General features: G+C 72.3%; 8 protein-coding genes. 4 read left to right on the top strand and 4 right to left on the bottom strand.

All coding sequences use genetic code 11. The features are described 5' to 3' along the window. Positions 1 to 116 precede the first annotated feature (116 nt). Positions 117 to 1,316 carry an amidohydrolase gene (locus tag DEJ20_RS05825; protein WP_111235281.1) on the bottom strand — a complete coding sequence of 400 codons (1,200 nt, stop codon included), beginning with the start codon at positions 1,314 to 1,316 and terminating at the stop codon, positions 117 to 119. 144 nt (positions 1,317 to 1,460) lie between these two features. Between DEJ20_RS05825 and DEJ20_RS05820 the strand changes: the two genes are divergently transcribed. Next, positions 1,461 to 2,660 carry a Fic family protein gene (locus tag DEJ20_RS05820; protein ID WP_111235282.1) on the top strand — a complete coding sequence of 400 codons (1,200 nt, stop codon included), beginning with the start codon at positions 1,461 to 1,463 and terminating at the stop codon, positions 2,658 to 2,660. Positions 2,661 to 2,689: 29 nt separating this feature from the next. After that, positions 2,690 to 4,861, top strand: coding sequence for a S9 family peptidase (locus DEJ20_RS05815; protein ID WP_111235283.1), 2,172 nt, complete (start codon positions 2,690 to 2,692; stop codon positions 4,859 to 4,861). A 120-nt stretch (positions 4,862 to 4,981) separates the two neighbouring features. Here DEJ20_RS05815 and DEJ20_RS05810 read toward each other — a convergent pair whose 3' ends face one another. Continuing rightward, positions 4,982 to 6,511: a CYTH domain-containing protein gene (locus tag DEJ20_RS05810; protein ID WP_181431540.1), complete on the bottom strand. Its 1,530-nt coding sequence runs from the start codon at positions 6,509 to 6,511 to the stop codon at positions 4,982 to 4,984. A 58-nt stretch (positions 6,512 to 6,569) separates the two neighbouring features. On the opposite strand from DEJ20_RS05810, the gene DEJ20_RS05805 reads away from it, so the two are divergent. Beyond that, a complete protein-coding gene (locus DEJ20_RS05805; protein ID WP_071405571.1) occupies positions 6,570 to 6,842 on the top strand; it encodes a mycoredoxin in 273 nt (90 codons plus the stop codon). Between the two features lie 27 nt (positions 6,843 to 6,869). Here the strand turns inward: DEJ20_RS05805 and DEJ20_RS05800 are convergent, their stop codons facing one another. After that, positions 6,870 to 8,996: a DEAD/DEAH box helicase gene (locus tag DEJ20_RS05800; RefSeq protein WP_071245021.1), complete on the bottom strand. Its 2,127-nt coding sequence runs from the start codon at positions 8,994 to 8,996 to the stop codon at positions 6,870 to 6,872. Between the two features lie 452 nt (positions 8,997 to 9,448). Then, positions 9,449 to 10,693 (bottom strand): phosphotransferase enzyme family protein, encoded by a 1,245-nt coding sequence (locus tag DEJ20_RS05795; RefSeq protein WP_071405569.1) that lies wholly within the window; start codon positions 10,691 to 10,693, stop codon positions 9,449 to 9,451. Between the two features lie 80 nt (positions 10,694 to 10,773). Between DEJ20_RS05795 and DEJ20_RS05790 the strand changes: the two genes are divergently transcribed. Continuing rightward, positions 10,774 to 11,868: an FUSC family protein gene (locus tag DEJ20_RS05790; RefSeq protein WP_111235362.1), complete on the top strand. Its 1,095-nt coding sequence runs from the start codon at positions 10,774 to 10,776 to the stop codon at positions 11,866 to 11,868. The last annotated feature ends 38 nt before the right edge of the window (positions 11,869 to 11,906 follow it).

Raw genomic sequence — 11,906 nt, 5'->3', positions numbered from 1 at the left:
CGTCACGGGGCGGCACCCGCGTGAGGTGTCGCGCACCGCGAAATGCGGCGTGGTTCCACGACGGACTGGAGGCGCGGTGCCAGCTGGCACCGCGCCTCCAGTCCGTCTCGTGATCGCTACCAGCGCGGCGTGGTGACGCCGGCTCCGTCGGCCCACGTGAAGACGGGCTTGCCCTCGATCCAGACGCGCGTCGCGCGCCTGGTCGCGTCGAGCGGGTCGCCGTCCCAGAGCACGAGGTCGGCGTCGTAGCCCTCGGCCAGCCGACCGACGCGGTCCCCGAACCCGAGGAACTCGGCCGGGTTGACCGTGAGCGCCTCGAGTGCGGTCTGGGCGGGCAGGCCCTCCTTCACTGCGGCGGTCGCCTGGTCGACGAGCATGTTGATCGGCACGACGGGCGCGTCCGTCGTGATGGCGACCCGCACCCCGGCAGCCGCGATCGTGGCGAGGTTCGGGATGCCGCGGTCGCGGAGCTCGACCTTCGAGCGACTGGTGAAGAGCGGGCCGTAGATGACCGGGATGTCCTTGGCGGCCAGCACGTCGGCGATCTTGTGCGCCTCGGTGCCGTGGTTCACGACGAGCCGGTAGCCGAACTCCTCGGACAGGCGGATCGCGGTGGCGATGTCGTCGTGGCGGTGGGTGTGCTGGTCCCAGACGAGCTCGCCGTCGAGCACCCGGACGAGCGTCTCCTTCGTCAGGTCGCGGGCGAACGGCTCGTCCTTCGCCGCGGCGGCGTCGCGGGCGGCCTTGTAGTTCTGCGCCTCGACGAAGGCGTCACGGATGATCTTCGCGACACCGAGCCGGGTCGAGGGCGTCTGGCCCTTGCCGCCGTAGACGCGCTTCGGGTTCTCGCCGAGGGCGCTCTTCACGCTCACCGAGTCGGAGATGAGCTGCTCGTCGATCGTCCGGCCACCCCAGGTCTTGATGGCGACGCTCTGACCGCCGATCGGGTTGCCGGAGCCGGGCTTGACGACGATGCTCGTGATGCCGCCGGCGAGCGCATCCCGGAAGCCCTCGTCGTCGATGTCGATCGCGTCGATCGCCCGGACGCCGGCCATGTTCGGCGCGGTCATCTCGTTCGTGTCGTTGCCGGCCTCGCCGTTGGCCTCCTCGTGGATGCCGACGTGGCCGTGTGCCTCGACGAAGCCGGGGACGAGCCACGAACCCGCGGCGTCGATGACCGTCATCCCCTCGGGCGGGGAGACGTCCGGACCGATCGCGGTGATCCGGCCGTCCTCGACGACGACCGCGCCGCCGTCGAAGGCTGGAGCGGAGACGGGGACGACGTGGGCACCGGTGATCGCGAAGGAGTTGCTCATGGCACCAACGGTACGCGGGAGGATGCGGGCGCGGGTGGGGCCGGAGGTCGGGCGGGCCCGCGGCGGCGGGCGGGCTGCGGCGGCGGCGGCGGGCGAAATACCGATTCCTGGCGTCGAGCGTCCGGGTGGCTCTACCGTCGCGGGATGGCACACCGGAGCGACACCTGGCCCACGCACGAACGCAGCGAGCGACCGTGGCGGAGCGCCGTCCGCGGGTGCCGTGACGACCGGCTGGTGACCACCGTGCGGGTGTCGCTGCCCCCGTCCATCGCGAGGGCCCGGTGGACGCCCGACGACGACACCGTCGCGCTGCTCGACCGGAGCGCCACGGCCCTGCGCGCCCTCGACGTCCACCACGGCTCCCGGCTCGCGCCGCTCGGGTCCGTGCTCGGCCGGACCGAAGCCGTGGCGTCGTCGCGGATCGAGGACGAGTCCGCGTCGATCGACGACCTGGCACGGGCCCTCGTCGGCATCCGGGCGAACGCCGGTGCCACCGCGGTCGTCCGGGCCGGCGGCGCCGTCGAGCACTTGGTGTCCGGAGCGGACTCGGGCACCGTCACCGAGGCCTCCCTGCTCGAGGCACACCGCCTGCTGATGCGCGACGACCCGGTGGACGGACGGTACGCCGGCCGGTACCGCGACGTGCAGAACTGGATCGGCGGCGGTGCCACGCCCCGCGATGCCGTGTACGTGCCACCACCGCCCGAGCTCGTGGCACCGCTGATGGCCGACCTGTTCGCGTTCGTGCACCGTGTGGACCTGCACCCGATCGCCCAGGCCGCGATCGCCCACGCCCAGTTCGAGTCGATCCACCCGTTCACCGACGGCAACGGTCGGATCGGGCGCGCGCTGATCGGTGCCGTGCTCCGGCGTCGCGGGGTGACGACCACGGTCACGGCACCGGTGGCCACCGCGCTCGCGGCGGATCGGCGGCGGTACTTCCGGCACCTCGAGCAGTACCGCGACGGCAAGGTCACCGGGTTCGTGGTCGACCTGGCCCTCGCGATCGGGACGGTCTGTGATGAGGCGACCCTGAGCGCCCTGCTGCTCGCCGAGCACGACGCCGATCGGTCCGTCGGCCCCTGCGCCTCGGGCCCGCACGCCGTCGTCGGCCGTGCGCTCGCCGACGACCCCGTCCTGACCGAAGCGCACCTGGACACCCTGCTCACCACCGACGAGGTCGAGCGCGTCACCCACGACCTGGTGTCGGCGGGAGTGCTCCGTCCGGTCACCGATCGTCTCCGAGACCGGGCGTGGGTCGCACCGGCCGTGGTCGACGAGCTCGAGGCGTTCGAGCAGCGGGTGCAGGCGGCGGTGGGCGGGCGCGAGCGCACGGCGGCCTGACCGGGGGTGCGGGCGAATAGGGTGGGACGGTGAGCAACGAGCACACCGCATCCACCCCGCCCAGCGCCGCCAAGCGGCCCGTGACACGGACCCACCACGGCATCGACTTCGTCGACGACTACGAGTGGCTGCGGGACAAGGAATCCCCCGACACCCTGGCGTACCTCGAAGCCGAGAACGCCCACACCGACGCCGCCACCGCGCACCTCGCGCCGCTGCGGGACCGCATCTTCGCCGAGGTGAAGAGCCGCGTGCAGGAGACCGACCTCTCGGTACCGGTCGGCATGGGCGGCTGGTGGTACTTCACCCGCACCGCCGAGGGCAGCCAGTACGGCGTGCACTGCCGCGTGCCCGTCGCCGGCCCCGACGACTGGACACCGCCCGCCGTCGTCGAGGGCGAGTCGACGCTCCCCGACGAGCAGGTGGTCCTCGACGGCAACGCCCTGGCCGACGGCCACGAGTTCTTCTCCCTCGGCACCTACGACATCAGCGACGACGGCACCCGCCTGGTCTACGGCATCGACGTCGAGGGTGACGAGCGGTACACCCTGCACGTGCGCGACCTGGCCACGGGGACCGACCTCGGCGACGCCATCCCGAACACCGGGGCCGGCGCCACCTTCGACCCGGCCGGACGCTACGTGTTCTACCCCACGGTCGACGAGTCCTGGCGTCCGGACAAGATCTGGCGGCACACGGTCGGCACCGCGGCGTCGGAGGACGTCCTGGTGTTCGAGGAGCCGGACGACCGCTACTGGGTCGGCGTCGGTGTCACCCGCTCCTCGCAGTACATCGTCATCGAGCTCGGCTCGAAGATCACGTCCGAGGCGCACGTCCTCGACGCCGCGGACCCGACCGGTGAGTTCCAGGTCGTCTGGCCCCGGCGCGAGGGCGTCGAGTACGAGATCGAGCACGCCATCGTCGGCGGCAGCGACCGGTTCCTGGTGCTGCACAACGACGGCGCCGAGAACTTCGAGCTGGTCGACGTCCCCGCCGACGACCCGACGTCCGAGCGTGACCGCCGCGTCGTCGTGGCGCACCACACCGAGCGCCGCATCGAGTCGGTCGACGCCTTCGCCGGACACCTCGCCCTGGAGTACCGCTCCGAGGCGCTCCCCCGCGTCGCGATCATCCCGATCGAGGGCGACGGCTACGGCGACGCGCACGAGGTCCCCTTCGACGAAGCACTGTTCTCGGCGGGTCTCGGCGGCAACCCGGAGTGGGATCAGCCGACGCTCCGCATCGGGTACACGTCGTTCGTGACCCCCTCCGAGGTCAGCGACCTCGACCTGGCCACCGGCGAGGTCACCGTCCTGAAGCGCCAGCCCGTGCTCGGCGGCTACGACCCGGCCGACTACGTGCAGGAGCGCGACTGGGCGACCGCCTCGGACGGCACCCGTGTGCCGATCTCGCTCGTCTGGCGTCGTGACGCCGTCGAGGACGGCACCCCGGCACCGCTGCACCTGTACGGCTACGGCTCGTACGAGCACTCGATCGACCCCGGCTTCAGCGTCATGCGCCTGTCGATGCTCGACCGCGGGGTCGTCTTCGCCGTCGCGCACGTCCGTGGTGGCGGTGAGCTCGGCCGGCACTGGTACGAGAACGGCAAGACCCTGACGAAGAAGAACACGTTCACCGACTTCGTCGCGGTCGCCGAGCACCTGATCGAGTCCGGCCGGACGAGCGCCGACCGGCTCGTGGCCGAGGGCGGCAGCGCGGGCGGGCTCCTGATGGGTGCGGTCGCCAACCTCGCACCCGAGCGGTTCGCCGGCATCCTGGCCGCCGTGCCGTTCGTCGACGCGCTGACGAGCATCCTCGACCCGGACCTGCCCCTCACCGTCATCGAGTGGGACGAGTGGGGCGACCCGCTGCACGACGCCGAGGTCTACCGCTACATGAGCGAGTACACCCCGTACGAGAACGTCCGCGACGACGTGCAGTACCCGCAGATCCTCGCCGTGACCTCGATCAACGACACCCGCGTGCTGTACGTCGAGCCCGCGAAGTGGACCGCGAAGCTCCGCGAGGTCGGCGCCCCCGTGCTGCTGAAGACCGAGATGTCCGCCGGCCACGGTGGTGTCAGCGGTCGCTACGCGTCGTGGAAGGAGCGGGCGTTCGAACTCGCCTGGCTGCTCGACGTGCTCGGGCTCGCCGACGAGACGCCCGCCGCGGCCACCGCCAACCCGATCGCCGCGGGCTGAGCAACGCTTCGCACTTCGTGAGCAGAAGAGGTCGGGTCCGAACGCGGGACCCGACCTCTTCTGCTCACCAAGCGAACGAAGCGCACCAAGCGCACGCAGCGCACGCAGCGCGCACACCGCTCACACGCGGTTGAGCGCGTGCACCGCCTCGTCGTAGGACTCCTCGGCCAGGCGCACCCGGTCCCCCGCGAGCACCCCGTACCCGAACGTGCCCTCACCCCCGCGCTCCGCGATCGCCGCGTTCGCCCGCAGGATGTCGAGGGCGTGCAGGGACCGCACCCGTTCGGTCAGCACGTCGGCAGCGGTGCCGATCCGCTTCCACAGCGCGTGCGGGAACGCGTCGTCGCCGAGCACGTCCATCGCCATCCGGGCGCGCATCGTCTCCTGCCACGCGGCCTCGGTGGTGGCCCGGTCGGCGGCCTCGCGCTCGGCAGCGGTGTCCGATGTGTCGTCGGCGACGGCGGCCCGGACGAGTTCGCGCACACGCGGCTTCACGTCGGCGCCGACGTCCTGCGCGACCTGCTTCGGTGCGCGGAGCGACCACGCTGTCGGCGCCGGGCGCTCGGCGGCGTCGTCGAGGGCGTCGAGCAGTTCGAGGAACGGCTCGCCGTGCAGGAACGCGACGACGTCCCGCACCGCCTGGTCGCGACGTTCCCGGGTCGAGGCGAGGATGCGCTCGCGGGTCATCGCGTCGACCAGGTCGTCCTGTGCCGGCGACGACGCCCGCGGCAGCCGGTCGATGAGGTACGCGGCCAGCGCCGCACGCGCGGTGACGCCCGCCAGGCCGTCCGCCGCCTCGGCGGCGCGGTCGACGGCCTCGCCGTCGGGGAACGCCGGGCGGTAGGCGCCCAGGATCGCGGCGATCTCGAGGGTGGTGTCGGCCGCCTGCCGGAGGTCGGCCGTGTCGCCGGAGCGGAGCCGGGCCTCCTGGCCGAGCAGCGCGACGCGCAGCTTGCGCACCCGCTTCGCCAGGATCCGTGCGGTCGTGCCCTTGGCCGGCTTCTCCTCGGTCTGGAGGCGCGGTGCCGGTGCTCCTGCCAGCCCGCGTGCCAGCTTGGACGCGACGGCGGCGGGGCCGGCGCCGACGGCCGCGAAGCGTCCGTCGAGGGCCGCGAACAGCTCGTGGGCGATCTGCGGGTCGACGCCGTCGACGGTCTCGACCTCGACCTCGCGCCAGGTGCGCGGGGTCTCCGGAGCGTCGTCGTCGAGGCGCTGGGCGGTGACCTGGTCGTCGGCGAGCTCGGCGATCTGGTCGCCGTCCTCGTCGAGCAGTCGGGTGACGGTGCGGGTGGTGGTGATCCGGACGACGGGACGCAGCCCGCGGCCACGGCGCTCCGTGAAGAGCGCGGCGAGGACCTCGTCGGGCACGGTGTCGGCGTCGTCGGTCAGGGGGAACTGCTGCTCGTGGCGGACCGTGTCCGACTCCGAGCGCTTGATGTGCCAGCCGGCGTCGGGGCCGCCCGTGCGACGGCGGACCGTCACCCGCGCGGCCACCAGGTCGTACCGCTCGGTGTCCCAGTAGGTCGCGTCCAGTTCGAACGGCTCCTGGTGCTCGGTGCGGAGGATGCCGCCCGCGCCGACGAGGTCGGGGAGGGCACCGCCCTCGGGCAGGTCGTAGGTGCGCTCGATCTCGAGGTGCGTGTGGCTCACACGCTCTTGTCTACCAGGCACTGCGAGGTTTCCCCGCACCCGGGGTTAGCCTGCAGGGATGAGCGACACGATCACCCGCGAGCAGTTCACGCCCGAAGCCGGCGGCGTCACGATGTTCACCACCACGTGGTGCGGCTACTGCGCCCGGCTGAAGAACCAGATGTCGAAGGCCGGGGTGCCCTTCACCGAGGTCGACATCGAGCAGACCCCCGGTACCGCCGAACTCGTCGCCGAGGTCAACGGTGGCAACCAGACCGTGCCGACGCTGGTGTTCCCCGACGGCTCGACGGCGACCAACCCGTCCCTGGCCGAGGTGCAGTCCCGCATCTGAGCGGCGGCCCTCCGCAATGCGCCCGCGCTAGCCGCCGAGCGCCTCGGTCAGCAGCGCGGCCATCGCGTCGAGCTGGATGTCACCGGAGTCGACGACCTCTTCGTCCGAACCGTCGAGCGCGCGGGCGGCCAGGGACGCCTTCGAGTCGATGAGCTCGGCGATCTTCGTGTCGATCGTCTGCGCGGCGATGATGCGCCACGCGGTGACGGGCTCTTCCTGTCCGATGCGGTGCACCCGGTCGATCGCCTGGGTCTGCTCGGCGCTCGTCCACGACAGCTCGGCGAGCACGACGTTCGACGACACCTGCAGGTTCAGGCCGACACCGGCGGCGGTCAGCGAGCAGACGATGACGGCGACGTCGGGGTCGTTCACGAACGAGTCGATCTCGGCCGTGCGCTGCGTCGGGGTCTGGTCGCCACGGATCGTGGCGGTGCGCAGCCCGCGACGGGCGAACACCTCTTCCGCCTGGTCCATCACGTCGAGGTGCTTCGCGAAGAACACGACCTTGCCGACGTTCGAGGCGAGCTGTGCCGCGTAGTCGGCCGCGAGCTGGGCCTTGGCCCGGCCGATGCGGCGGACCATCGAGAACACGTTCTCGCCGGTCGACGAGGCGTCCTGGTCCTCGAGCTCCCAGCGCGCGACCTGGCGGACCAGCTTGTGGTCGATGCCGACGACCGGGTCCTGCCCGGTGCGGGCGTCGAGCGCCTGGTGGTAGCGGCGGACGAGCTTCGCGGTGAGCTCGCGCTCGGCGTCGCGGATGGAGCGACCCTCGTCACCGTCGAGCTCGACGGGGATGTCGGCGATCCGGCGGGCGGGGATGTCCGCGGCGACGTCGACCTTGCGGCGTCGGACGATGCCCTGGTCGATGACGGCACGGCGGGCCTCGACGAAGAACCCGGGGTCGGCCGGCGTCAGGCCGATCTCCTCGAGCTCGTTCATGAGCTTCGCGCGCGGCTTCTTGTCGTCGATCCAGCCGAGGTACTCCCAGATGGTGCGGAAGTCCTCGACCGAGTTGATCAGGGGGGTACCGGTCAGCGCCATGAGCAGCGGTGCGGCGGTGCGCTGCCGGATACGCTCGGCGATCTGCAGCACGAACCGGGCGCGCTGGGAGTCCTTGTTCTTGATGAAGTGCGCCTCGTCGACGACCATCCCCTTGAACCCGAAGTTGCCGAGCCACCCGGCGTGCCGGTCGAGGATCTCGTAGTTCACGATGACGATGTCGGCGAATCCGTCGAGGTCGTTGCCGTCCCCGTGGATCACCGTGGCGCGGTGGTTCGGCACCCAGCGCTCTGCTTCACGCGCCCAGTTCGTCTTGACGACGTTCGGCACGACGACGAGCAGCGGGAACGCGTTCGCGGCGTCGGCGGCGAGCAGCGACTGTGCGGTCTTGCCGAGGCCGGGTTCGTCGGCGAGCAGGAACGTGCGGTGCCCCTGCGCCGCGGCGGCGACGAGTTCCGCCTGGTGCTTCATGAGCGTGGTGCCGGAGCGCGAGTGCAGCGTCGTGGGCTCCGGCAGCGGCATCGACGCCGCTCCCCCGCCCGCGCCGTACTCGAACGACTTGAACAGCGGTCCGAACAGTTCCCAGTTCGCCAGGCGACGCGGGTGTGCGACGGGCTGGTCGGCGAGGGCGAAGTCCGGCGGCATGAACGGGTTCGCGAGCTGGCGCTGCACGACCGCCTGCGGCACGACGGCCCGCACCGGGGTCTCGACCACCGCGGCGGGCTCGGACGCGATGACGAGGTCCTCCGGCTGCAGTTCCATGCCACCGGCGATCATCATGTCGCGCTTGACCGCACGCGTCGCCTCGGACACCTGGACCTCTTCGGCGAGGAGCTGGATGACGCTGGTGTCGCGCGCCGCCGTCTTCGCCAGGATCGTGGCCACGCCGTCGAGCCGCTTGAGCTGCTCGGCGCGCTGTGCGTCGGTGAGCTCCGTGTCGGCCTTCACCCGCGCGCGCTCTTCGCGCATGAGCAGGGCGACCGCCTGGAACTTCGTCCGGTTCGATGCCTTGAGCGGTCCGCGCTGTGCCGCGGCCTCGACCTCGCGCACAGCGCGGGCGAGGACGGGGATGACGCCGTCGTTGTCCAGCGGCCTGGTGCGACGTGACGCGGTCCGCGTCCCGCCGGCAGCACGCCGGGTGCCTGATCGAGCCAACGCTCCTCCTGTTCCGCCCACACGTCGGGGCGATCCGCCCGTGGGGCGGGAAGTCCTGCACCGGCGCCTGGCGCGGCTCCGGTTCAGCTGCGGGCCACCGTGGCCCACCGCATCGCCGGTCCCCGCATCGGGACGTCCGGTGGACTCCCGCGAGCCGTTCCACACGAGCACCTGCCGGGAGCAGGTTCGGACGGTCCGCGCCGGGATCCGGCGTCGTCACACGCACGTGATGCCCCCTCGGGGCGGTCACGGCCCGGTCCCCGCGTCGATCAAGTGATCGACGGCTGCGTCCGGAATCGACGCGGCACGCGGGAACGCGGTGCGTGCGCGCTCAGTTTACTCCCGGACCACCGACGGAGGCGACCGGCGCGTTGCCCGCGCGCGTCGCGACGGCGGACGGGAGGCCCGTGGCAGGCCCGACCCGTGCCTCCAGTCCGTCCTCCGGTCGCGTCTCAGACCTGCGGTGCGGACCGCGGGCGGGTCGAACCACCGGTCGGGAGGCTCGGGGCCGCGTCCGCCAGGGCGGCCTGCGTCGCGGCGAGGAGCTGCTGGGCCGTCTGGATCCCGTTGGCGGAGCCGGTGGTCGCCTGGCCGCCGGCGTGGGCGAGCAGCTGGGCGCCGATGGCGGGTCCGATGCGGTCGGCCTCGCGCGGGTTGCGCGCGACCCAGTCGCGGGCGATCGCGTCGGCGAGGCGCTCGGCGGCGGCACCGCGCTCGGCGTCGCCTCGGGACCGGTGCCAGAGCCCGGTGACCACGAGGTGGGCGACGACGGCACCGACGTCTCGGACCGGGAAACCCCAGCCCGCGGTGTCGATGTCGAGCAGGCCGGAGATGCGCCACGGCTCGTCCTCGTCGACGAAGACCTGCTCCAGGTGGAGGTCGCCGTGCACGACCTGCTTGGTCGAGCTCGACCAGCCGATGGAGCGGCGGCCGATGGCGTCGTACAGGCGGTCGATCTCCTCGGCGTCGCGCGGAAGAGCCGCGATGAGCGTGCGACGGTGCCAGTCGGCGTGGTCCATCGCGTCGGCGCGCGCCTGCTGGGTCATCGGGACGGTGGCGACCCGACCGCTCAGCGCGGCGAGCGACGCCACGAAGCGCGGGTCGTCGGCGATGTCGAGGATGCGGCTGCCGGCGGGTACGCCGCGGATGCGTTCGAGCACGAGCAGGCCGTCGCCACGGCTGGACAGCACGCGCGGCACCGGCAGACCGGCCGCGACGAACTGCTCGTGCGACTGCACGATCGGCGCGACCCGGTGCGGACGGACGATCTTCAGGAACAGGGTGCGCTCGGGGGCGTCGACGCGCACGACCGCGCGCTTGCCGGGCCGGTACGCCGCCACGGTGAGCACCGGGTCGGTGACGGGCATGCCCAGCGTGGTCAGGAGCTCGGCGACGGCGTCGCGGTAGGTCACCTGCGGCAGCACCGGCAGGCCGGGGTCGTTCGGGTACGCCCACACCGACACCGGGTCGCCCGTCGCCGGATCGGTGACGATCGCGCTGTTCTGGTCGTGGGTGCCGCCGGTGTCGACGTAGGTCAGGACCGTGGCGCGCTGGCCGTTGCGGTCCACCGTGTCGACCTCGTAGCCGTACAGGTAGCCGTTGCCCGAGGGTTCGACGGAGTGCGCCCGCGCGGCCACCACGGAGGTCCCGGAGCCGGCGAAGGCCTGCGGGATGACGCGCTCATGGTTGGGCCACACGACATCAGTCAACCGTGTCGCGCGGGTTTCGTCGCGTTCGTGCACGGCTCGGCGCGCGGCCGGTGGCTACCGTGGTCGGTGTGAACCCGGTCGCGCGCCTCCGCAGCTCCAGTCGCACGCCGTTCCTGCAGGTCGTGAAGACCGCCGTCGCGGTGGTCGCGGCCGTACTCCTCTGCCGCCTGGTCATCCAGGGGCCGTTCCCCACCTTCGCGGCGATCGCCGCGCTGCTCGTGGTGCAGCCGAGCATCAACCAGTCGTTCGTGAAGGGGCTCGAGCGGAGTGCGGGCGTCGTGATCGGCGTCGTGCTGGCCACCGGGTTCCACCTGCTGCTCGGCGACGGCGTGTTCGTCGTGCTGCTCGTCATCGTGCTCGCGATCCTCATCGCGTGGGCGCTCCGGCTCACACCGACCTCGGCCACCCAGGTGGGGATCAGCGGGATGCTCGTGCTCACCGCCGGGGTCGTGACGCCGAACTACTCCGCCGACCGGATCCTCGAGACCGTGATCGGTGCGATCGTCGCCCTGGTCGTGAACGCGCTCATCGTGCCGCCCGTGCTGCTCGAACCGGCGCACCTCGCCGTCGCCCGGCTCGCCCGTGACACCGCGGTGGCGTTCGAGCGGATCGCGATCGGCCTGACCGAAGGGTGGGACCGCGAGCGATGGGACGAGGCGCTCGTCGCCGCCCGGGCACTGCGGCAGCAGCACGCCAAGGCCGAGGCGTCCCTGGGGTCGGCGCGCGAGTCCCTGACGATGAACCCGCGCGGCGGCCGGCACCGGACGATCCTCGACCACGACGTGGTGACCACCGACCACCTGCGCGTCCTGGTGACACGGGTCACCGGGATGACCCGGGCGATCCGCGACAACACCGCACCGGACCTGCGCGACGACCCGGTGGTGCACGGCATCGCGACCGAGGTGGCACGGATCGGTGCGGACGTCCGGGCGCTCAGTGCGCGGGTCGAGTCGACACGACTCGACCCGGTGGACGGGGTCGGCCGGGCGGACGCGGCAGCCTTCGGACCGGACGCCGCGCCGTGGGCGGAGACCTCGGAGCCGGCGCTCACCGCGCCGCTCGAGGTGGTGCGGCCGAACTCCCGGCACTGGGTGCTCATCGGGGCGCTGCTCGAGGACATCCGACGGGTGCGTGGCGAACTGCTCGGCGAGGACGACTAGTCAGGCCGCTTCAGCGCGCTGCGCAGGCCGCTCGGTCC

Origin of the sequence: Curtobacterium sp. MCSS17_005 (genome assembly GCF_003234225.2) — a bacterium.
In the GTDB taxonomy this organism is placed as follows: domain Bacteria; phylum Actinomycetota; class Actinomycetes; order Actinomycetales; family Microbacteriaceae; genus Curtobacterium; species Curtobacterium flaccumfaciens.
Note: the sequence above shows the minus strand (reverse complement) of the source record. Positions and strands in the feature narration are given on the sequence as shown.